The sequence below is a fragment of the Paraflavitalea sp. genome, from assembly GCF_059502485.1.
In genome coordinates, this window is sequence record NZ_JCACET010000009.1 from 272766 (window position 1) to 298070 (window position 25305).

At 45.0% G+C, this 25305-nt stretch carries 12 protein-coding genes; 9 read left to right on the forward strand and 3 right to left on the reverse strand.

The window, feature by feature from the left end:
- Positions 1-8: 8 nt before the first annotated feature.
- From AC5JBY_RS16930 to AC5JBY_RS16945, 4 genes are read left to right on the forward strand one after another with little or no spacing between them, the layout of a single operon-like run.
- Positions 9-2936: a sensor histidine kinase gene (locus AC5JBY_RS16930; protein WP_495905807.1), complete on the forward strand. Its 2928-nt coding sequence runs from the start codon at positions 9-11 to the stop codon at positions 2934-2936.
- Positions 2937-2959: 23 nt separating this feature from the next.
- Positions 2960-5869 (forward strand): sensor histidine kinase, encoded by a 2910-nt coding sequence (locus AC5JBY_RS16935; RefSeq protein WP_495905808.1) that lies wholly within the window; start codon positions 2960-2962, stop codon positions 5867-5869.
- Positions 5870-5879: 10 nt separating this feature from the next.
- Complete coding sequence (locus tag AC5JBY_RS16940; RefSeq protein ID WP_495905809.1) at positions 5880-6635, forward strand: LytR/AlgR family response regulator transcription factor; 756 nt, start codon at positions 5880-5882, stop codon at positions 6633-6635.
- 15 nt (positions 6636-6650) lie between these two features.
- Positions 6651-9569, forward strand: coding sequence for a sensor histidine kinase (locus AC5JBY_RS16945; RefSeq protein ID WP_495905810.1), 2919 nt, complete (start codon positions 6651-6653; stop codon positions 9567-9569).
- Between the two features lie 3 nt (positions 9570-9572).
- Here AC5JBY_RS16945 and AC5JBY_RS16950 read toward each other — a convergent pair whose 3' ends face one another.
- Entirely contained in the window at positions 9573-18191 is an 8619-nt protein-coding gene (locus AC5JBY_RS16950; protein WP_495905811.1) for a PKD domain-containing protein, read from the reverse strand.
- A gap of 122 nt (positions 18192-18313) precedes the next feature.
- The gene (locus AC5JBY_RS16955; RefSeq protein ID WP_495905812.1) at positions 18314-19810 is read right to left on the reverse strand and encodes a lipopolysaccharide biosynthesis protein; all 1497 of its coding nucleotides are present in this window, start codon (positions 19808-19810) and stop codon (positions 18314-18316) included.
- Positions 19811-19964: 154 nt separating this feature from the next.
- Between AC5JBY_RS16955 and AC5JBY_RS16960 the strand changes: the two genes are divergently transcribed.
- The 3 genes from AC5JBY_RS16960 to AC5JBY_RS16970 are packed head-to-tail and all read left to right on the forward strand — an operon-like array spanning position 19965 to position 22314.
- Complete coding sequence (locus AC5JBY_RS16960; protein WP_495905813.1) at positions 19965-20684, forward strand: class I SAM-dependent methyltransferase; 720 nt, start codon at positions 19965-19967, stop codon at positions 20682-20684.
- Entirely contained in the window at positions 20684-21550 is an 867-nt protein-coding gene (locus AC5JBY_RS16965) for a hypothetical protein (protein WP_495905814.1), read from the forward strand. The genes AC5JBY_RS16960 and AC5JBY_RS16965 overlap by 1 nt, the downstream gene beginning before the upstream one ends.
- A gap of 11 nt (positions 21551-21561) precedes the next feature.
- Complete coding sequence (locus tag AC5JBY_RS16970; RefSeq protein ID WP_495905815.1) at positions 21562-22314, forward strand: class I SAM-dependent methyltransferase; 753 nt, start codon at positions 21562-21564, stop codon at positions 22312-22314.
- 46 nt (positions 22315-22360) lie between these two features.
- Here the strand turns inward: AC5JBY_RS16970 and AC5JBY_RS16975 are convergent, their stop codons facing one another.
- The gene (locus AC5JBY_RS16975; RefSeq protein ID WP_495905816.1) at positions 22361-23188 is read right to left on the reverse strand and encodes a class I SAM-dependent methyltransferase; all 828 of its coding nucleotides are present in this window, start codon (positions 23186-23188) and stop codon (positions 22361-22363) included.
- A 116-nt stretch (positions 23189-23304) separates the two neighbouring features.
- Between AC5JBY_RS16975 and AC5JBY_RS16980 the strand changes: the two genes are divergently transcribed.
- Both AC5JBY_RS16980 and AC5JBY_RS16985 read left to right on the forward strand, forming a co-directional pair.
- Entirely contained in the window at positions 23305-24252 is a 948-nt protein-coding gene (locus tag AC5JBY_RS16980; RefSeq protein ID WP_495905817.1) for a glycosyltransferase family 2 protein, read from the forward strand.
- Positions 24249-25250, forward strand: a complete 1002-nt coding sequence (locus AC5JBY_RS16985; protein WP_495905818.1) for a glycosyltransferase family 2 protein — start codon at positions 24249-24251, stop codon at positions 25248-25250. Before AC5JBY_RS16980 ends, AC5JBY_RS16985 begins: the two co-directional genes overlap by 4 nt.
- The last annotated feature ends 55 nt before the right edge of the window (positions 25251-25305 follow it).

A 25305-nucleotide genomic window follows, 5' to 3' on the forward strand; every position in this document is an offset into this window, starting at 1 on the left:
CATAACTGATGAAGGTAAGAGAGCTATCGATCGTATTGTTTTTGGTAATGTATTTAACAAATGTCTCCGGACAGGAATACAGCTATGCTCGCTATGATGTTCTAGACGGACTGGCTGGTTCGGTAGTATATCATGGTGTGGAAGATAAAGATGGCTTCCTGTGGTTTGCAACTGAAACAGGGCTTAGCCGTTTCGATGGAACTCATTTCCGCAACTTTACTACGGCCGATGGCCTGCCTGATAATGAAGCATTCAAACTGTTTGTGGATTCAAAGAACCGCATATGGATCATTTCTTTTAACCGGACAGCCTGCTATTACTATAAAGGGAAATTTCATACCCGTAAAAATGATTCCCTCTTAAAAAAAATATCAATCAGCGGGCAGGAATTATACATTGCAGAGGATTCGCAAGGAAACTTACTGCTTAGTGATTCTAAAAACATTTATATACTCTATAGCGATCAGCAACTCAGAGTATTCAACAGCGATAATGATCATTCTTTGCCGATAACCACCATTGGAGTAACTACGGAGGGAAAATTCAAGACACTACTGCATCAAACAGGCAGAACTACAACAACTGTTTTTTCCGCTAGCGACACATCTACCGGTCCCCCAATAGTTCTTCCTATACATTTAGAGGTCCGTGGCAACTTTCTATCTCCTGGTCTGGAAATTTTCAGGACCCGGGATAGCTTATATTTTGGCAGACCCGGTGAAATAAAACGTCCTTATGCTACACCTCCCGGATTTAAAGGGATATCTGCATTGAATGACACCTTATGCTCCATCAATACGGATTATGGAGCTATTTTTTTTGATATCAAAAAGAATAAACCTGTTAATCATGTTTTAAAAAATAAAATCATCAATGCAGTCTTGCGTGACCGGGAAGATAATTACTGGTTCCTGACTACCGGCGCGGGCATCTTTCGAGTAGGATCTTTCGACTTCCGCAACGTCGTTCTTACCGAAAACAACATTGACAATTATGCCATTTTCAGCATAAAAAAGATTGATTCGCTGATCTATATAGGTTCTGAAAAATCTCTCTTATACACGCTCCCTGCCAATAGCTCTCTGTCGGGCCTCAAAAAACACCCGTACGTCAACAACTATCACAACAGAATAATTTCAATTATCAGTGGTCCTGATAAAAATATATTACTGGGAACAGACAATGGGATCCTGGCTATCAACGAATACAGAAATATTACAACATTCTATCCACATTTTTCTGTTAAATCGTTTTTTTTATACAAGGGTCAATTGGTAGTAAGCAGCCACTTAGGAGTTAATCTCTTTCCATTGGATTCCCTATATGCTGGCTCCGCATCACAAGATCTTTTTAGAAGCAGAGCAATCTGCTGCTATCCATATCACGATACTTTTTACATAGGCACTATGTCAGGCCTGTATCAGGTTGGGACATCCGGAAAACCTGTCTTCATGGGTGACCGATACGATGATCTGCAATACCGTATTGCAGATATCAAAGTGTCGGGAGATGATATTTTATGGATTGGCACCAGTGGTCGCGGCCTGATAGGATACAGGAACGGGAAGATCGAATACCATATTGGAAAGGAAGATGGCCTTACCAGCAATATCTGCAAAACGCTTTTGGCAGACGGACAAAACATTTGGGTGGGAACGGATAAAGGGCTTAACCGGGTTAGTATTGTCGGCAGTAAAATTAATATCACCAGATTCACCAAGGATGATGGACTGATATCAGATATCGTAAACGCCATAGAAATCGACAACGATCTGGTCTATGTAGGCACGCCGGCTGGCTTAACGTGCTTTAATGTAAATCAAATATCCCAGCGATCTTATTGCAAATTGCAAATAACAGGTTTGCAAACAGCCGATAATACATTGGCGTATGATACAACCGGCTTTACACTGCCTCCCGCAGATAACGCCATCCGCTTTGACTATGTAGGTATTTCATATCGTTCAGCCGGCGATATCACCTATCGCTACCGGCTGGTTGGCCTCAACAACAACTGGCAGACCACCCGGGAAACTTTTCTAAGCTACCCGTCGCTTCCTTCCGGTGATTATGAGCTGCAGCTGATCGCTACCAATAAGTTTGGTGTGGAAAGTGAAATGGCACGCATCTCTTTCCTGGTGGAAAAACGCCTGTGGGAAAAGACCTGGTTCCGGCTGTTGGTTTTATTGATCATTATATTCTGTGTATGGTATTTCGTGGCATCCCGCATCAGGAAAATACGCAGGCAGAACGATGAGAAAATACAGATCAATGACCGGATGGCAGAGCTTGAACAAATGGCCCTCAAAGCCCAGATGAACCCGCACTTTATCTTCAATAGTCTCAACTCTGTTCAACAATATGTGATCGACAAAGATCTGCGGGGTGCTAATAAATTCATTACTGAATTCTCGCGCCTCATACGCTTAACGCTCGATATTTCCTCTAAAGCCAAGATCAGCATTTATGAAGAGATCAGCTACCTGTCTACTTATCTCGAATTGGAAAAAACAAAGTTCGAGGATAAGTTTTCGTATAGCGTAGTGATAGAAGGGAACATGGACCCTTCGGAATGGTTCATACCGCCGATGATCCTGCAACCGTATGTGGAGAACAGTATCCGGCACGGTGTCCGGTACCGCCACGACAAGCTGGGGCATATCCGGGTATCGTTCTCGCTGGATGAACAATACCTTATTTGCCAGGTGGAGGACAATGGCGTAGGACGGAAAAAGGCTGCGCAGTATAAGAGTGAGATCGCGATCGAATACCAGTCGAAGGGCATGACACTGACGGCCAAAAGGATCGAAATGCTGAATAAAAATCACGAAGAGCCAGTATTAATCGACATTGAAGATCTCGAAAACAATCATATTGCCACTGGAACAAGGGTAGTGGTGCGCTTTCCTGTACAAGACGCCGGCCATGAAAGTTAAAAGCCTTTAAAAGATCATCACCGATGGGATTAAAAAAGTTATTGAGTGTTTTATTGTTGCTTGTGCATCTTACATATGCCTCCGCGCAGGAATATAGCTATACCCGCTATGATGTTAAAGAAGGCCTCGCCGGTTCTGTAGTTTACCACGGGGTTGAAGATAAAGATGGCTTTTTGTGGTTTGCCACGGAAACAGGCGTCAGCCGGTTTGATGGCACTCATTTCAGGAACTTCACCATGGCAGATGGCCTGCCGGACAATGAGATCATAAAGCTATTTGTAGACTCAAAAAACCGCGTATGGATGATGCCTTTTCGCAGTTCTATATGTTACTATTGGAAAGGAAAGATCTACAACCAGGAAAATGATTCACTGTTAAAACGCTTATCCATTACAGGCTCGGTAGTGGATATATTGGAAGACCGGGAGGGTAATATTGTAATAACAGATATACTATCCATCTTTTTCATCATGGCAGAACAACAGGTGAAGAAGGTTAAAGATTTCGCCGGCACACATATGGCGCCAATCGCCATGGGATTAAACAAAGCAGGTCATATCAGTATCCTTACGCAGCTTCCCAATAACGATATAAGTATCCTGGATTATGATGCGCGGGGAACGTTGATCAGGAAGCAGGCATTCCCTTACAGACCTATTATGCTGCATGCGGCTTATTTATCGGGCCGGCTGCAGATATTTAGAGAAAGGAACAAGTTGATATTCCTGACAGACTCTCAACCAACCAGCAAGACAACTGATTTACCTGCTTCTTTTAATAGTATATCCGTGATTGCTGATAGTCTTTGCTCCATCAATACAGGTAATGGAGCTATTTTTTACGATATACAGGCAGGTAAGATAAGCAGGCATGTGCTGCAAGGCAGAAATATAAACGCTACTTTCCGGGATAGTGAAGGCAATAGCTGGTTTCTCACAAGCGGTACCGGCATTTTCAGGGTAGGGTCTTTTGAGCTCAACAACATCACTTTTTTAGACGGCCCCAAAATGGATCTACCAGTATTTTGCCTCACCAGGATCGACTCTCTTATATACGCAGGCTCAGAAAGATCGCTGGTGTTTACCATCACACCGAAGCATTTGGCAGTACACGCACATCGCATCGAAAAAACAAGCTTCAATATCAAAATAACATCCATTGTTGAATTTCCCCGCGGACGTATCAAATTAGGTACAAACAACGAGATACTTGATATGAAACAACCCGATCTCAGGTTGCGTAGAAATCTTTCTATAAAATCGCTGTTTGTCTACAGAGATTCACTGCTGGCAAGCATCCACACCGGAGTGCTATTGCTGTCGGAAAATCTGGCTGATAAAGAACTAATATGGTGGATCAGGTCAACCTGCTCTTATGTACTGAACGATGTCATTTACAATGGTACGCTGAATGGTTTATACCGGCTGGATAGTATTGGTAAGATGACCTGGCTGGGAGATCGACACGTATTGCTGCGAAGCCGGGTAGCGGATATGAAGGGATCGAAGGATGGCATTTTATGGATAGCTACACAGGGAACGGGCCTTGTAGGGTATAAAGATGGAAAAGTGCTTTATAGTATCCGTAAAAAAGATGGATTGTCCAGTGATAATTGCCGAAAGGTATTTATTTCCGGTAATGATGTATGGGTTGGTACGGACAAAGGTATAAACAGGATACAATGGCTGCATGGTCAATATAAAATAACCCCCTTTACCAGCGCCGACGGCCTCATCTCCGATGTCATCAATGCCATATACGTTGATAGCAGCCAGGTGTATGCAGGCACTCCTGCAGGGCTCACCACCTTCGATGTTGATAAAATAGCACTCAATTCATCCTGCCGTCTGCGCATGACCGGTCTGCAGGCCAACAACAATATATGGGCATATGATACGACGGGGTTTTCTTTACCTCCCAACAACAATGCCATCAGGTTCGATTATATCGGCATCTCTTATCGTTCAGCCGGTGATATCAGTTACCGCTACCGCCTGGTGGGCCTCAACGATAACTGGCAAACCACCCGGGAAACATACCTCAGCTACCCATCACTCCCTTCCGGCGATTATGAACTGCAATTGATCGCCACCAATAAATTTGGTGTGGAAAGCGAAATGGTACGCATCCCTTTCCTGGTAGAAAAACGGCTGTGGGAAAAGACCTGGTTCAGGCTGCTGGTATTGTTGATCGTTGCAGTCCTTGTATGGATTTTTGTGGCATCCCGCATCAGGAAGATACGCCGGCAGAACGATGAGAAAATACAGATCAACAACCGTATGACAGAACTTGAGCAGATGGCCCTTAAAGCGCAAATGAACCCTCATTTCATTTTCAACAGCCTCAATTCTGTCCAGCAATATGTAATAGACAAGGATCTTCGTGGAGCAAATAAGTTCATTACCGAGTTTTCCCGACTTATCCGGTTAACCCTCGATATATCTTCAAAGACCAAGATCAGTATTTATGAAGAAATTAGCTATCTCACCACTTATCTTGAACTGGAAAAAACGAAATTTGAAGATCATTTTTCCTACAGTGTAGTATTGAGCCCGGGCCTCGACCCGTCTGAGTGGTTTATTCCTCCCATGATCCTGCAGCCGTACGTAGAAAACTGTATTCGCCATGGCGTTCGGTATCGTAAGGATAAGCTGGGACATATAAAATTATTATTTAGCTTAAATGGACAATACTTAATTTGCCAGATTGAAGACAATGGAGTAGGGCGTCAAAAAGCTGGTTTGTACAAGAGTGAGATGGCGATTGAATACCAGTCGAAAGGTATGACGCTCACCGCCAAACGGATCGAGATGTTGAACAAAAATCAACCATTTCCTGTTCTGATCAATATTGAAGACTTAGAAACGAATCATATACCTGCCGGCACAAGGGTAACTTTGCAGTTTCCTTTATCCGAAGCCGGCAACACTTAAAAACCTTGCCATGATACGTGCTATACTGATTGACGACGAACCTAAGAACAACCGCATCCTGAAACTGATGTTGGAAGAGTTTTGTCCGGATGTATTGATAGAAGGACAGGCTGACAATGCGGCAGATGGGGCAACCCTCATTAAAGAGGTAGAGCCCGACCTGGTATTCCTGGACATAGAAATGCCCTATGGTAGTGGTTTCGACCTGCTCGACCAGCTGAAGCCGGTACGTTTTGAAATCATCTTTATTACGGCTTTTAATAACTATTCGCTGAAAGCCATCAAGTACAGTGCCCTCGACTATCTGCTGAAACCAGTGAATATCGACGAACTGGTGGCAGCCGTGGCCAAGGCTTCTCAAAAGGTAAATACAAGGAATGTAAATGCCCGCATTGAAAACCTGTTATACAACCTGAAAAAACCACAGGCAGGCGTTCAGAAAATTGCATTGCCTTCCAAGGAAGGATATGTATTTGTGTTGTTGTCTGACATTATGCGGTGTGAATCCAAAAGCGGCTACACCACTTTTTACGTGAAAGACATGGAAAAAGTCATATCATCCAAGAACATCAAAGAATATGAGCCTTTGCTCACCAACGATATATTCTTCAGGATCCATAATTCCCATATTGTAAACCTGAACTTCATCAAAAAATACCACCGCGGCAGGGGAGGCTACATTGAAATGGAAGATGGTACCATGATAGAAGTGGCTACCCGCCGTAAGGACGAGTTGATGGCCCGCTTCGGCCTCACACGTCCCTAAACATCATCCCGTCACATGAGGCTTATCTACTTCCTGCTTATATTTTACCTGTTCATTTGTACAAGCATTGCCGTAGGGCAGGAGTATAGCCATGCACGCTACGATGTCAAAGATGGCCTGGCCGGTTCGGTGGTGTATTGCGGGGCCGAGGATAAAGAAGGGTTTCTGTGGTTTGGGACCGAAACAGGACTTAGCCGGTTCGATGGTACCCATTTCCGTAATTTTACTACCGCAGATGGCTTGCCCGATAATGAGATACTACGGTTATTCATCGATTCGAAAAACCGCGTATGGATGAGGCCTTTCAGGAACGCGATCTGTTATTATTGGAAAGGCAAGGTCTACAACCAGGATAATGATCCGGTACTGAGCAAGCTGTCGATCACTTCCGAGATCGTAGACATTGCAGAAGATAGCCAGGGCAATATCCTTATTGCCGAAACACGTGCTTATCATATCATTACCCCTGCAAAAAAGATCGTAACGGTAAGGGAAAGCAAAGAACAACCGTTGGTGATCATAAAAGCAGGTATTCGCTACGATGGCCAATTTGGCCTGCTATCGAATGGCAGTGGCAAATCAACTGTTGTACTATCCCTGCATCCCGAAACCTTCAGCATACACGAAGACCCAACTATTTTCGATCAGGCGTTTTTACATTTCGCCTGGTTGTCGCCACAACTTGAAACCTATACTAAAGGAGACAGTCTTTACTTTCAATGGTCGGCCGGCAAGCGGCATAGTACCTTTCCTATAGCAGGCGTAACAGGTCTTTCGCCTTTAAACGACAGCCTCTGTGCCATCAACACGGTGAACGGCGCCAGCATCTTCAACTTCCGCACAGGTAAGGTAATGAGGTATTGCATGCAGGGACAGATCATCAATGGTACCATGATAGACAGTGAAGGCAATTTTTGGTTCATGACGGCAGGCGCCGGCATTTACCGGATAGGGTCTTTTGAATTTGTCAACTTTACTTTTACTGCACCCAATAAAGATGCTTTATCAGTCTTTAGCATTCAAAAAGCCGATTCAGTTCTTTATATAGGAACAGAGCGATCGATCCTGTGGACCATCCATACGCAAACGCACCGGACAGAAAATATATACCTGTTTGAAAAAGCCACCCATGCCCGTATACTCGATATGGTTCCTTATTCCGGCAACAAGCTGATACTGGGTACTGATTATGGAATGATCGCTATCGACAAAGCAGGCATCAAACTGAGTAAGGACCGGTTCACATCTATTAAAGCTCTGTCAACATATGATAAGAAGCATATACTGGTCAGCGCCAATAGCGGGGTTTTCCTGGTATCTGACGATCTGATCTTTCCTAATCCTGTATGGTATGGCCGTTCTACAGCCAGCTTTGCCTTGCATGATACGATCTATGCAGGTGCATTGAATGGATTATACAGAGTCGACCATACGCCCTATGGCGAGTTCCTGGGAAATCGATTTCCATCGCTAAGCAGCAGGATAGCCGCCGTCAATGCTTCGGCCGACGGCACCTTGTGGGTAGCCACAAACGGCAATGGGCTCATTGGCTTTAAGCATAACCAGGTAACCTACATAGTAAAGCAAAAGGATGGTCTTACCAGCGATATTTGCCGGACGCTCTTTATCTCAGGTAATGATATCTGGGTGGGAACAGATAAAGGATTAAACCGCGTGAAGATCTCATCCGGCCAGGTCCATATCACCAATTATACGAATGAAGATGGACTGATCGGCAACCTGATCAATACTGTTTTCGTGGAAGGCACCCGCGTATATGCAGGCACTGCAGCCGGATTGACCAGCTTTGATGCTGACAAAATATCGCTTAACTCCTGGTGCAAATTACGCATCACCAATATACAGGCGGCAGGCAGCAAGCTCGTAGCAGATTCGGGCAGTTTAACATTATCGCCCGCCAATAACGCCATCCGCTTTGAATATGTGGGCATTTCTTACCGGTCGGCCGGAGACATTACCTACCGTTATCGCCTTGCCGGCCTCGATGATCATTGGCAATCTACCCGCGAAACTTTTCTCAGCTATCCATCACTGCCTGCCGGCAACTACGAACTGCAGTTGGTGGCCACTAATAAATTTGGCGTTGAAAGTGAGATGATACGTATTCCTTTCCAGGTAGATAAACATGTATGGGAAAAAGCCTGGTTCAGGATATTGGGGCTGCTCATTGCCTGGGCCTTGATCTGGCTTTTCCTCAACGCCCGCATAAAACGGGTACGCCGGTTGAATGACGCTCAAATGCAGATCAACAACCGCATGGCCGAGCTGGAGCAAATGGCGCTCAAGGCACAGATGAACCCGCATTTCATTTTTAACAGCCTCAATTCGGTACAGCAGTATGTGATCGACAAAGACCTGATAGGGGCTAATAAATTCATCACGGAGTTTTCCCGGCTCATTCGGTTAACGCTGGACCTATCTTCCAAAGCGAGGATCAGTATACAGGAAGAGATCAATTACCTGACCACCTATCTCGAATTGGAGAAGACGAAGTTTGAGGATAAATTCTCCTACAGCGTTACGATAGCCCCGGGCCTGGATGCGGCTGCCTGGTTCATTCCGCCCATGCTCTTGCAACCGTACGTTGAGAACAGCATCAGGCACGGGTTGAAATACCGCAACGATAAGGAGGGCTGTGTAAAAATAGGGATCACGCTGAATGGCCAATACCTCGTATGTGAAATAGAAGACAATGGAGTAGGGCGCCAGAAAGCCGGTGAATATAAAAGCGAAATACCGATCGAATACCAGTCGAAAGGAATGTCGCTGACCGCCAGGCGGATCGAAATGCTGAATAAAACCCAAACAACCCGCATATTGATAGATATCGAAGACCTCGAATTCAATAATAAGCCAGCTGGCACACGGGTTACCTTGCGATTTCCATTACAAAATACAAGAAGCAGTATTTAGTTGTTATCGTACCAGCATTACGATCCCTCTTGTGGTTACCTCACCACACAGTGTTTTTGCCCGTATCACGTAGACATATCCACCTGAGTCCTGCGGCTTACCGTTGAAGGTGCCGTCCCAGCATTGGTTGGGATTATTGGATTGAAACACCTTTTGTCCCCACCGGTTGTAAACCGTAAACTCCTGTACAATAGCATTGCCCCAGCGTTGAATGCCGAAGCAATCGTTTTTCCTGTCGCCATTAGGTGTAAAGGCATTAGGCACTACAAAACGAGGGATACCGTCTTTAGTAGCTTTTACCTGTATATAGGCGTTGGACGAACAACCAAACTGGTTTATACCGGTCACTCTATATTCAGTGGTGGTATCGATGGCTGCTACAGGATTGGCTTTGGAGGGATTATCCAAACCCGTTGCCGGACTCCAAGTGTAACGCATGGCGCCCGTAACGTTTAGTTGAGCGGTAGGCGTATTACAATTCACGTCATTGGCTTTATCTACCGTCAACACAGGAATCGGGTTCACCGTAAGCAGCATATTGATCGTTGTATCGAAACCACAGGTATTTTCCCGTATATAAACACTGAAAAGGGTGGTTGCCTCCGGCGTTACTACCGGAGAAGGAGCAGCTGGATTATCGAACCAGCGGGCTGGCGACCATTCATATGTATCTCCGCCACTTGCCTGCATCACCTGGCTGGAGCCCGCACAGATGGCCAGGTTGCCGGTAGCCCGGAAAACAGGATATGGCCGCACTGCTACTTCTACAGAATCAAGGCTTACGCAAGAATGGCTATCGGTGATTTCCACTTGATAGGTTACCGGTGACATACCCACACTGACGATGGGGCGATCGCTGTTGGCGCCACTTAGTTGACCGGCTGAGGACCACGCATAGGACACTCCGCCTGCAATAAAGAGTGGGAAGCTACTATTACGGCACACGAGCGTGTCGGATGTTTTGGTAATAGTTGGTTTCGCAAATGCACCCACCACCACAGTGTCTTTGGCAACACATCCATTAGTGGTAGTACCAGTTACAATATATTGTGTGGGAGTTGCTGCAGGTATAGCTACCGGATTGCCAATAGCGGGATTGGATAACCCGGCAGCCGGCGACCAGGTATAGGTAGCAGCTCCTGTGGCAAACAATGGAACTTGTTTGTCACTGCACACAGTGGTATCGTTATTAGTTCTCACTATAGGCCGGTCTACCTTGATCACTACACTATCGCGTTTAACAATGACAGGCGCAAAAGAGATATCATCAAGTGCAAAGTCATTGCCGAGTGGATTCGTATTTTGATTTACAATAGCGATTTCAGCAGTGGTTGCATTGCCGGAATTCCATACTTCATAAAATTGCTGCCATTGGCAGGTGGTAGCACTGGCTGAAAAAATATTCCCTAATAATTTGCCATTGATAAAGAACTGCAATTTTGCCGGGTTGGTAGAATGGATGGATTGTATCCAGCTGGAAAATGCAAAATTGGTATTGGGAGTAATCGATACTGTCGTGTGCCAAACTTTTTGTCCCGGAATATTAGCGCCATCAAACATGATCATATTGCCATTGCCACTGGTATGATCGGCACATGGGGCAGCCCAGCTATTCCAGGCTGAAGGATTGCTGTTGATGGCATATACGCCAACCACTGTGCTATTGGCTGTTGTAAAGGTATAATCAGAACCAAAGCCCGTATTACCGGCAGAAAAATCACCGTTGGCGATCAGGTTATTACCTGTTACTTCTGTGTTGAGGTAATAGGTGATGTCTTGGGGTGTATTGGTAATAGGATTTTGAGCAGCAGGGTTATCCAGGTAAGTAGTGGGGAACCAGCAATAGCTCAAGGCCTTTACAGCACGCAATTGCTTGGTGGTTCCGGCACAGATAACCGTATCAGGGGTAAGGACAATATTATCTTTCAATGTGCTGATTGCAATAAGCTTTGTGAGGGTGTCTGTACATGTTCCGTCTGTTACACTGTATCGTACGCTGTACGTATTTTCGGAAGCGTACACATGGGAGATCTGGGTAACTCCCGTTGCCGTAGTATTATCGCCTAAATCCCAATAAGGGTTGGATGTAGTGCTACCCAGTCCGGTAAACTGTACAGCAAGCGGCGAACAAACATCGATTTTGTACCCAAAGTCGAAATCAAGTTTCGGAAAGACGTTTACCAGCACAGTGTCTTTGGCAGCACAACCGTTGACCGTTGTACCGGTAACAATATAGGTAGTAACGCCACTGGCAACTGGTGTTGCGATCGGATTGCTAATGGCAGGATTGGACAATCCCACTGTTGGCGACCAGGCATAAGTGGCAGCACCGGTAGCGATCAATGGTACAGGTTTATTGAAACACACAGTGGTATCATTATTTGCTCGCACCACCGGGCTGTCCACCTTGATCACTACGCTGTCGCGCTTAACAATGACCTGTGCAAAAGAGATATCATCAAGGGCAAAGTCATTACCCATGATAATAGTATTTTTATTAACGATCGATATAAGGGCAGTTGTACTATTGCCCGAATTCCAGGTAGTGTAAAATTGCTGCCAGTTGCAGGAAGGAACGGAAGCAGTAATCGCACTTCCCAGATCTTTTCCGTTGATCGAGAATTGCAATTGTGCAGGGTTTACATTATAAATCGACTGTATCCAGGTAGAAAATGCATAATTGGTGTTAGGAACCACATTGATCGTTTGTGTCCATACCGTTTGATCAGCAATGGGATTTCCGTTTACCAACATCATATTGCCATTACCAGTGTGGTCTGCACAACTGTTGGTCGAAGCGTTCCATAGTTGTGGATTAGGCCCCACAAAATATTCTCCTTCCGTAGTGTTGTTGGCTGCAAACACATATTGTGAAGTGAATCCCGTGTTGCCGGCAGAAAAATCTCCATTTACGATCAGGTTATTACCGGTAGACTCGGAATGCAGGTAGTACGTAATATCCTGTGGCGTGCTGGTAACAGGGTTTTGGGCAGCAGGATTATCCAGGTAGGTAGTGGGGAACCAGCAATAGCTCAAGGCTTGTACAGCACGCAATTGTTTGGTAGTTCCTGCACAGATAGTAGTATCAGCTGTAAGAACAATATTTTCTCTCAATATGTTGATCGGAATAAACTTGGTAATGGTATCTGTACAGGTTCCGTCTGTTACACTGTACCGCACTTTGTAAGTACCTTCAGCAGCATAGGTATGCGACACCTGCGTTGCCCCTGTAGCCGTGGTATTGTCACCAAACTCCCAATAAGCATTTGTGGTAGTAGAACCCAGCCCGGTAAACTGTACGTCGAGCGGAGAACATACATCGATTTGGTAGGCAAAGTCGAAATCGAGCACTCCATCAAACCGGAAAGGCATGCTGATACTATCCTGACAGCCATTCGCATCGGTAACGACCAGTTTGACGGTGTAATTACCAGGGGCCTGATAGATATGTGTAGCGTTTTGCGTGGTAGCTGTTGCGCCATCACCGAAAGACCATAACCAGCTACTGATAGGACGTGTGTTTGTCCAGGCCAGTCCTTCAAAGGAAGGTGGCGTACATGCTACAATATTCGCTCTTATCTTAACAGAATCGATATTCGCTTTAAAAGGTGCGGAAGCAACAGGTAGCTGAAGGGAAAAAGCCGTTTGTCCCAACCCGCCATTCTGTGCACCGCCGTCATTTCCTGTTGCTATAAAAACACCCCTGACACCTCCTGCAGTAGTATGTGTAATACCAGCAGGCAGTGATGCCGTTTTTGTCCACAGCATACCACCACCACCGCCACCGCCGGTGCCATTATAGCCGACTGCGGTATTAGGGTTGGTAAAGCTGGCCCCATTGCCGCCTGAAGTATTGATAGTGGTGTTGCCGACAACATTATCTACCGACAACAATACGGTACCACCTGCACCACCACCGCTTTGTCCTTCCCAGCAATCGCCACCAGAACAATTTGCAGGCGTTTGCCCCGTGCTGAGGATAGCGTTGCTATTGGTATAAAGAACAGGAGCCACCACAATGACAATCCCTCCGCCGTTGCCACCAGGTGCAGCAACGCCTGTTACGCCATTTACATCACCAGCGCCACCGCCGCCACCCATGAATATTTTGTTTTGTGCGTTGGTATAAGGCAATGGAGCACCTCCCACGCCTCCATTATTGAGTTGTGCACAACCAGCCACGAATGTCTCTCTGCCTCCCACACCGCCCGCACCGGCATTACTACCACCGCCGCCGCCAGCGTTGTGGTTATTACCGCCACCACCGCCATTGACGGCCTTTCCTCTGCCCCTGATCATATTGCTGTTCACCAGCACTATGCCTTCACCCTTCAGGGCAGCTTTATTGGACGTTTGATCGTAGAAGTAGTTTGTTTCTGCACAATCGGAAGGTTTTATTTCCGCTGCACCTCCGCGGAAACCTTTTTGGCTTACATCTATATTGGCATTCAGGTTGATGGTGTTCCGGGCGTTCAATACCACTATACCTCCCTTGCCGCCATCCCAGGGCAGGCAGGTTAGGGTAGACGTAATGACGGCATCTTCATAATAAGGCACCCGTACCAGTTGTACTTTGCCATTGGGGACATCGAACGATTTCGTGATCGTATTCAGCAGCTCGATCGTATTGCCGGTCTTACTTTTTACATAATTGAATTCATAATTACCGGCAGATTGGTAATTCAGCACATTACCAAAGGCAGCCGTATTGGTCACATCCATTACAGCACCTTTCATTTGGATCAACAATACGGTATCACCCACATTATACGCAGTGGCGTCGCCCACTACCAGGGAGTTTTTACAGGGATCGAGCGCCAGTACTTCTGTATAATCGTTAATGATGTTACTGATATTACTACATGCAGCAGCCCGGATGACAAAAGTGTCGGTGGCTTTACAACCAAAACGATCAATGTCTACCCAATAGGTCCCGGGCGCACTTACGTCGATCGAATCGGTAGTGGCGCCGGTATTCCATAAATAAGTAGCAGAGCGGGTGGCGGTACCGATTCTTTGCGTAACGCCTGAACACATAGCAATCCGTTGCGTTGGCGCCGATACAGGAGCTGCCAACACCACTACCTGTCTGCAGTAAGCAGTTTGTGTAGGCAGACCATCGTCTATCGTAAGATTAATATTGTAGGTCCCGGGCGTATTATAAGTAATGGGGGGCGGGGTTTCTGCAGATGAATTAGCGATACTGGCGTTTGTACAGCCGGGAAAGCGGAACCGGGTAAGCGTATTATTACCGGCATTGGTAACAAAACCAAAAATATCTTCATTCACCCGGAACAAACGGGAAATAGAATGAGCAAAATCAAGACTACCTACATTGCCCAACGAAGCAGGTGTAGGTATGGAAGTAGGATTATCATTGAAGTTAAGCCGCACGATTTCTCCAAAACCAGGCCTTCCGTTGACAACAAAAGCAACGAACTGTCCACAGGAACGCATAACAGTAATATCTCTCGGCGTTGATAAGATATTACCAGGATTGCCAAGGTTAACCCCTGTCGGTGTATTCAGTAGAGAAGAGCCAAAGTCAAGCCTTGTTAAAGAGACTGTAGAGCCTGAATTAACAATGAAAACCCTGAAATTGCCATTATCATTGACCGTGTAGATACCCGTTGGATAGGATAAACCACCGATGTTACCAAGGTTTACAGCGGTGGGCGTATTATCGAAGCTGTTGGTAAAATTGAAACGCGTGAATGTATTGTTCAGGGCATTTACAGCAAAGCCATACCAGTTGCCCCCTTCCTGGAAAAGGTCAAAATCGATAGGCTGCTCCATATTACCTAAGTTTCCCCAGTTGGTGACAGCAGGCGTTGGGTTGGTAATATTAGTGCCGAAATCGAATTTCAGGATCCTTGGCGTATACCCCGCCGAGGTAGCGCCTCCTACAACGATGGCATACCATTTTCCATTATTCTGTACTACACGAATACCTTCAGCTCCCCATTGCACAGGAATGTTACCGCCAAAATTGCCCAGGTTCACAGAGGTGGGTGTGTTCAACAGGCTATTGCCAAAGTCGAGCCTCACCAGTCCGCCGGGAGCATGATTCACCGAAAAGCCATAATAATTACCATTGACGTAAACATAGTCCATGAATACCGGCATGGATAAGTTATTACTGATATTGCCAAGATTGGTTCCCTGCGGTGTAGTAGTGATATCCGCTACGCAGAAGTTCCAGAAATAACTGCTGGCGCCGATGGAAGTATTCGTAAGGGTTACAGGATTATTGATACAAATCGTATCGGGAGCAGTAAAAGAGGCTATCACTGTACAATTGCTGGCGGTGACTACAACTGTATCGGCAACGATACAACCAAAACGATCTATCTCCACCCAATATTTGCCACCGGCTGTAACATCGATCGAGTCGGTATGAGCACCTGTATTCCACGTATACTTTGCATATTTGGTACCTGTACCGATTCTTATGTTGTTGCCACTGCACAACCTCACCTGTTGCGTAGGCGCCTGCACAGGAGCTGCCATTACGACCACCTGCTTACAAAAAGCAGATTGTGTAGGCAAGCCATCATCTACTGTCAGGTTGATGTTATAAGTACCGGGTGTATTATAAGTAACCGGCGGCGGCGTTTGCGCAGAAGAGCTGGCTACACTGGCGTTGGCACATCCTTCAAAACGAAACCGGGTGATGGTACTATTAACCACGTTGGTCACAAAACCATAAATATCTTCATTGACCCGAAACAGTTTGGAAATGGAATGTGGAAAGTTCAGGTTGCCAATATTACCGAGAGAAGTACCCGTAGGAACTGAAGAAAGATCATTATTGAAATTCAATTTCACAATATCATCCGATCCAAAAGCGCCATTCACGGCAAAAGCTATTATCTGGTCACAGGAACGCATGATGGTAAGGTCTCTCGAATGCCGCAATACACCGCCTGGATTCCCCAGGTTAACACCAGTAGGCGTATTCAGCAATGAATTACCAAAGTCAAGCCTGGAAAGAGACCAGTTGGCATGTGTATTCCGTGAATTATCACCACCATTGGTAATAAACACCCGATAATTGCCATTGTCATTGATGGCATAGATCCCTGTAGGATAGGAGAGGCCACCAATATTACCAAGGTTTATGGCAGTAGGTGTATTGTTGAAGCTATTGGTAAAGTTAAAACGGGTAATGGTATTATTTTCTGAGTTTACGGTAAAGCCATACCAGTTGATACCATCTTTAAACAGGTGCAGGTCGATAGGCTGCAACATATTGCCCAGGTTGCCCCAGTCGGTAGCCACCGGAGCTGGGTTAGCAATATTGGTTCCCAATTCAATTTTCAAAACCCTGGGCGTAACGCCTCCCGGCACAGCCGGATTACCCCCCACCATGATCACATACCATTTGCCTTCATTCTCCACAACCTGCAAGCCCTCTGCACTATTGTTGGGCGGTATAATACCACCAAAGTTGCCCAGGTTAACAGCAGCGGGAGTATTGAGCAGACTGTTGCCAAAATCAAGTCTTACCAATCCACCCGGAGTGAAATTAGTAGTGAACCCATAATAATTACCATTGACGAATGCATAATCCATGAAAACCGGCGCCTGAAGCACTCCACCCGGGTTTCCGATATTGGTTGCAACAGGCGCTTTATCGATATCCGCCACGCAAAAATTCCAGAAATAACTGCTGGCACCTGTAGAAGTATTGGTAATGTTGACCGGATTGTTGATGCAAACAGTATCGGGTATTGTAAAGCTGGCAATGGCATTGACAGATGTAACCACCAGCTCACAGGAATCTATCACCTGCGTGCAATTCACATTGGACTGATTGATAGCTGCTCCACCTTGCAAAGTCCCATTCCAGGCAGCATTGCCTTGCTTATTTAGTAAGTCATTGAATACATAATATGCCTGAAGTCCAGGCTGGGTAGTGGGAGCAGATAGCGATGTGTTCATGTAACCTTGTATCTCCGCCTGCGTTCTGGCCCTGTTCCATATCCTTACCTCATTGATAAATCCATTCATGTGCTCCGCAATCGTGTAAGGACCTGTTGCATAAGCATTCTCACCAATGGTAGTAATCCAATTGTTCTGAATGAGATTGCCCGTAGCCGCCACCTGGCTCATGAGGTATCCATTCCTGTAAAACTTCAGGAAACTGCCATCATATACCATAGCTACATGGTATGTCTTATTAAGTTGGAAATCGCAAACTTGTGGCGTACTGAAAAAACCATTAGAAGTACTGATCTCCGCATGTCTGGGACGCAGCAAGTAATTACAATCAGTAGGTTCTTTGTGTTTTGAAACTATGTTGCCGGCATACAAATAACCGCTTGAATAAGGAGCCACTCTATTGAAGATGGCTTCAACGGTCAGTTGGTTACCCGCTATATCCAGATCGCCTATTCTAACACCATCCAACTGGTTGGTAGTCCTTAACCAGTCACTACATAGTTGAGAAGGGCGTAGCGCATTTATCTCCTGTTGATTGAGTGTGGTAGCATCGATGGTATTGCCAGTGAAAGGGTAATAAGCTACAAGGCCTTGCCACAGGTTGGCCTGCGAAAAGCAGAAGACAGGGATAATAAGAATAAATAAAAAGCTTAATAATAAGCGTATCATTTTGGTCATCAGGGCATAGGGGTATTCCTTACCAATATATAAATTAAATTCGTCATTGCACAAGCAAACCGATAAGTGCGTCGATTCGGGCAATAACTGTGCAGTTTTAGAACGTAACCGTGCAGCTCATATTATTTTTTTCGCGCAAATCTTTTCCTGACCACCTCAATAAACTGAGGCAGATCGGGCGTAAGCCGAAGATAAAAAACGCCGGTAAAAAATAAAGTGGAGAAGAGTGAGGAGCGCAGCAAAATGCCGGTAAAGCCATGTATATTTCTCAGCAGATACCAGGTCAGGAAATAACAACCTGTCACCAGCAGCACCGCATATACTGTTTTAAGGCTGAATGGCCACATATTGAAGCGGTACTTGATAAAGATCAACCGGACTATATTGTACAATACGAGTGTACCGGCAGTAGCCAACGCCACTCCATCCATCCCCTTGGATCTGGCCATATATATATTGAGGGGAATAGACAGCGCCAACAGGATAACACCGGAAAAGAATTCGAAACGCCAGGCTGGAGATGTGCCTATCAATACCGAATTGGAACCGGTTCCCAATTCAAACACATTGTACAGCCCCAATAACAGAAACACCGTTTTACCCGCTGCAAACCTCGCATCGGTACGCAATACCTGCAATCCATCATCATAATTGATCCAGATATTGACAAAAAGAAAACAGCCTATGAGCAGCAGGTTGATAGATGACCGTTGATAAATACGGGAGATCTCTGTCAGATTCTTATTTTTCCAATGCTCCGCAATCAATGGAGCAGCAATAGCCGTCAACCCGCGATAAGGCACCTGCAGGATCGCTGCCGCAAACTGATTGAGCGAATAGACCCCCGTAACGCTGAGGTTTTGAGCACCTGCCAGCGCGATGGTATCTATTTGCCGGGCGATATTAGCAATAGCTGAGCCTGCATACACGTACCCGACATAAATAGCAGCACTTCGTTTAATACGCTTTGTTACCCTGCTGAAACGGGTAGCAATGATGAGTTGTTGGGTCAAAAAGAGATAACTGACCAGTATGACCACAATAAGCAGGTAGATACAGCAAAACAATATAACAAAGAGACTAAAGGGGATGACCTGAAAAACATACAAGGCAATCAGGATCGACACGCATATACGGTAAACAGTTTCCTTCATGAAGTTGGGCAGTACCGTTTTCTTCAGCGCGCCCATATAACTTTCAAGGATGGAAAAGCACATGAAGAAGAAGGAGAACAGGAGCGACCAGTAATAAAACTCTACGAGCAGTGCCGATTTCGTCTTAAACTTTTTAATGACCAATGGCTCAAAAACGAAACAGCCTGTAAACACCAATGCCGCCCCGATAATGCCGACAATGATGGTAACGGTGAGCATGTCATTTTTCCGGTTGGAAAGATGGCCAAAATAATACGGGAAAAACTTGTTGATGAAGGACGTCATGCCCAGTGCAGCGAGGGGCGCCAACACCTGGGATAAACTGATGATAGCCTGCGTAAGTCCATATTGTTCAGGCGTAAACATGCCTTCACGGGTGAAAAAGTAAGTATTGATGGCCCCAATCCCGAACCCTATATAGGAAAGAAAAGAAGATTGAATAACTTGTTTGCGTATCTGCCCCATGATTATGATTGCCTGAGCTTGTGTTGCCCGCAGTTTAGCGGTAAAAATACTGCATTGCGATTATTATGCAGAAATTGGTTTTCAATAAATTAAATGGCATAGCAAGACATTAATAGGGGAAATAATTTTAATTTTGCGCAACTTTTTACCTATTATGAAAGTAGCCGGTTTAGCAACAATTCCTAAGGACTTTAACCCTTCCCTTACTAATCCTTCGTACTTATTACGAAACCGGCTATTGAAACATATCCTTAAGTATACACCTTCTTTTTCGGGGTCCCTGATGGATTTTGGTTGTGGATCAAAGCCTTACCGGGATTTATTCAAAGTAGATGAATATATGGGAGTTGACTTCCATGGAGAGGGACATTCGCATGAAAATGAATCGATTGATGTGTTTTATGATGGACTGACCCTGCCTTTTGAAGCCGATCGTTTTGATGGTATTTTTTCCACCGAGGTCTTTGAACATGTTTTTAACCTTGAACATATGGTCAGGGAATTACATCGCGTGTTGAAACCCAAAGGGAAAATGCTGATAACCTGCCCTTTCGCAATTTGCGAACATGAAGTTCCCAATGACTTTGCCCGCTACTCATCATATGGCATAAAAGACTTGTTGGAAAGGAACGGATTCAGAGTCATAGCTTTTGAAAAATCCGGCACAGCCATCGAAACCATCGGCCAGATATTCATTGCCTATTATCACATACATATAGTAAGAAGATTTTTCGGTAAAATTCCAGTCATCAGAACCATATTGGATAGCGGAGGCGTTTTTTTCCTGAATGTTATCAGTTTGTTCTTTAATGCGATATTACCCAAAGGCCCCGATCTGTATATGAACAATGTCTTACTTGTAGAAAAGAAATAATGGTTCAAAACAGTGATAAAATTGTTCCTGTTACGGTCGTTCACCTGATATGGATGCCGTATGGAACAGTATTATTCGAAAAATTTATCACCTCCTATTGTGAACGCAAGGCAGGCTATGAACACCAGCTAGTACTGCTGTTCAACGGTGTACAGAATGAGCAGGATCTGGCCCCCTACCTGGCCATTGCCAACGCTAATAAAATAACCTATAGCCCCCTCATCCATTATGGCGCCTGCCAGGACATAGATGCCTATTTCTGGGCAGCCAGACAACTAAACACCGATTATATTCTTTTTCTAAACAGCTATTCCGAATTGCAGGCAGATAACTGGCTTGCATTGTATGCAGAAAAAATGCAGGCAGAAAAAGCAGGTATTATTGGCGCTACAGGCTCCTGGCAAAGTTATAGCTCTTCCGTTTTTATTAATAACACGTGGAAATGGGAGCTGAATAAACCCTTTCAGGAGAATTTCAGCAAATTCAAATTGTTGCTGAAAGCCTTATTCTACTGGAGTTTTTTATTTCCTTCTTTTCCCAATCCTCATATACGCACCAATGCTTTCATGTTGAAAAGAGCCCTGTTATTATCATGCAAAAAAGGTAACCTGAAGAATAAATTCAACGCATACCTTTTTGAAAGTGGCAGGAATAGTCTTACCCGTCAGGTCAACAAGAAAGGGTTGAAAGTACTTTTAATCGATAAAATGGGAAATAGTTATGAAAAGGAAGAATGGATAAACAGTTCAACCTTCTGGATGCAGTCACAACAGAACCTCTTGGTAGCAGACAATCAAACGAGACTCTATTCAGATGGCAGTGATGCCCAAAAAAAGAAATTGACTTATCTTGCCTGGGGCAAATAAAAGCTATAAACATGTCTGTAATAAGCGATTATCTGATAACTGGCTTATCTTATGTATCCCGTCCTGCAAAACGGATGTTGATTCGTTATAGCTATCAACTTAGTGGGAAAAAAGGACTGGAGATCGGAGGCCCAAGCGCGCAATTTTCTTTGATGGGCGGAGTACCGGTTTACTTGTTTGCAGAGCAGGTAGATGGGGTGAATTTCAGTAATGAAACGGTTTGGGAAGGCTCCATCAGAGAAGGCCAAACATATCGCTACCATACCAAAACAGGTCATCAGTTCATCAAAGAGGCTACAGACCTCACAGGAATTGCGAATGATAGCTATGACTTCATATTGTCCTGCCACAGCCTGGAGCATGTGGCCAATCCATTGAAAGCTGTCAAAGAATGGATGCGCGTATTGAAAACAGGTGGTCTTTTAATTTTAATATTGCCCGATAAGCGATTCACTTTTGATGCGCCAAGGCCCTATACTACCATGGAACACTTGTTGAATGACCTCAGGTCTGGTGTTCAGGAAGATGATACTACCCATTTTGAAGAAATACTGAAACTAAATGAACCGGGTTTTGAAACCAGCCCAGCTTCACCAGAAGAGCGGGAACTGATATTGCGTAATAATCATCAAAACCGCCGCGCCCATCATCATGTTTTCAGCCTGGAACTTGTACGGGAAATGTTAGAGTATAGCTCCTGCAATGTATTGTACCAAAAAGCCCAAAAACCTTTTCACCTCATTACTGTAGCACGGAAGATGTAGTAAGCGCCCTCTTAAGCCGGGCGTTGAACACAAACAGCGCAGATGATTATTGCTTTAAAGCCACAAACATAGTACGATTGTAGTGTTGCGTATAATTGTCCGGGAAAATATCACCCGTATAGTTAAATTGTTCAAATACGTGATTGAATCCTGCATCGTGCAATGCCTGCGTCAGGTCTTTTTTGCACAACCAGAACGACCGGTTGTTATTGTAGGATGCCCAAAGAGATTTTTCAATCTTTGCCCTATCCTGATTAGGGCTCCATTCCTTAAACCACCTTCCGCGAAAGCCTTCATTTTTCGTTAAAGCAGAAAGCCGGTAATTTTTCTGATATTCCAGGAAATGGGTTCTTTTTTGAATGGGACCAATAACATATTTGTTGAGAAAACCCAATCGGTACCTGATGTCCCGTTCAGGAGCAAAATGCGTATTGAGCAGTAACAGTTTATTGGTATTGTCGCCAATCCTTTTCAGGAAATCAACAGGATCATTCAAATGATATAACAACCCGTAACAAAGAGTAACATCAAACTTGCCGTAGTTGGCCACATTTCTTACATCATCCTGTGCAAAATGTAAATTGGGCAAATTCAGGTTTTCCTTTACATAATTACATTTTGCGATATTGTCTTCACGCGCTTCTATACCCAGACTGTCAAAGCCTAATTTAGCCAGTTCCGCAGTATAGGCCCCCTCCAGGCATCCAAGATCTACAGATCTCAGCTTATTCCTTTCTTCCCGAGAGCCTGGCAGAAACAGATCAATGGTACTTTTAATAGATGTCCAGACAGCACTGTCACTAAAAAGGATATGGTCATCGCCCAGTGTCTTCTTCCCATTATTTAGCAATATGTTATGGGCTGTAAACTGCATGGTATGAATAGGTTAATGTTGGAAAGGGCGCAAAATACGTAAATAATCCTATCAAATACCTGCTAAATATTTTACCTACTTTTGCAAGCGCCATACCAATGGCCTACAACTGTTATATGACATTTCCCGTTCTCATATCGATATGTATCCCGGCCTATAAAAATGTTGACTACCTCACAAGAATCCTGGACTCTGTTAAAGCACAAACGTTCCGGGATTTTGAAGTGGTAATAACGGATGATAGTCCCGACGATAAGGTACAAGCCTTATGCGATACTTATAAAACCTCTTTCTCACTGCATTATTCAAAGAATGCCCATGCACTGGGCACACCGGAAAACTGGAATGAAGGTTTACGGCGCGCCACGGGTCAATGGATCAAGATAATGCATGATGATGACTGGTTCAGGGAAACCACCAGCTTACAGCAGCTTGCAGATGCTATTGCCAACCATACGGGCGATCTCATTTTTTGTGCATACTATAACATCTACCTGCACACAGGGAAGCAAGAGCCCATTGTTATTGCCGATAGCAGGGTAAAAGCATTGATGAAGGAGCCGGCGATCTTATTTGCCCGGAATATCATTGGACCACCCAGCGTAATATTGCACCGGAACAACCAGCAGTTCTTTTATGATCCCAAAACCAAGTGGGTGGTAGATATCGACTTCTATATACGTCGCCTATCCACAGAAAAGATCGGCTATATCAACCAGCCTTTGATCAATGTGGGCATGAGTGATCAGCAGGTAACCATGGATTGTGTAGGTAACCGAAAAGTACAAATACCAGAAAACTTTTACTTGCTGAACAAGATCGGCATACATTGCCTGCGAAACATACTTGTCTATGATGCCTGGTGGCGGCTCATGCGCAACCTGGAGGTTCGCTATGAAAAAGAGATCAGGGAAGCAGGTTACCAGGGGGCTGTTCACCCGGTCATACTGTCAATGGTACATTGGCAATCCAAAATCCCACGTCGCTTATTGACGACAGGCGTTTTCTCCAAGTTTAGTATGTTCATTCATTATCTGACACACCGACATAAATTAAGCCAGTGATCTCTATCGTTATTGTCAATTATAAAACACCACAATTACTCGACAATTGCCTGAAGACGATCTTTGAGCCGACCCCACAGGTCGACCTGGAAGTGATTGTGGTAGATAACGCATCCGGCGATAATAGTCAGGCTTTGATCACCCGCCATTATCCTGCCGTTAAGTGGATCCAGATGGATTACAATGCAGGCTTTGCCCGGGCCAATAATGAGGGGATACGACACGCCAAGGGTGATGCGGTCCTGCTGTTGAATTCAGACACCCTGGTGGAAGACAGGGCAATAGAAAAGTGCTATGTACAGTTTATGCAATCCGGTTATGTCGCTTGTGGCGTACAATTACTGAATGAAGACCGAACCCCACAGATTTCCGGCAGTTATTTTACGGCGGGCAGCCTTAACAACCTGTTGCCCCTTCCATACATCGGGCAGTTCCTTAAGTGGCTGGGCAATGTTATGAAGGTCAAAAAACCACACGTGCCAGACACCAGGGAGGAAACCACCGTAGACTGGATCAATGGTGCTTACCTGATGGTTAAGCAGGCTGCCATTGATAAAGCAGGACTGATGGATGAAGATTTTTTTCTTTACGCAGAAGAGGTGGAGTGGTGTAGCCGTCTTGGGCGTTTCGGGAAAATGTGCATTTATGGTCAATTCAATGTGGTACACCTGCAAGGCGCTACAGCCAATGAAACATTCGGATCATCGGGCAAAGGATATTATAATCTGTATGACAGGAAAGGATTGCAGATCATGCTCTCCAATTTTCTACGTATCAGAAAACAATCAGGAGTTGGCTGGTTATTCTTCCACCTCGCCGTGTATACAGTGGCAGTACCCGTTTTCTACCTGTGCAGCTTTCTTGAAAGATTGTTCACCCTGCGCAATCCATTTGCCGAATGGGGACGTGCTTCACGGCTGGCCGGTAATATAGCCCGCCTTTGGCGTTTTATCCCCCGGATAGCCAGGAATAAGCCCTACTTCTACAAGGTCTTATAAAAGAAAAGGTCGTCTCAAAAGTAAACCGAAGGCTCTGCTGCTGTTGTTGTTATGC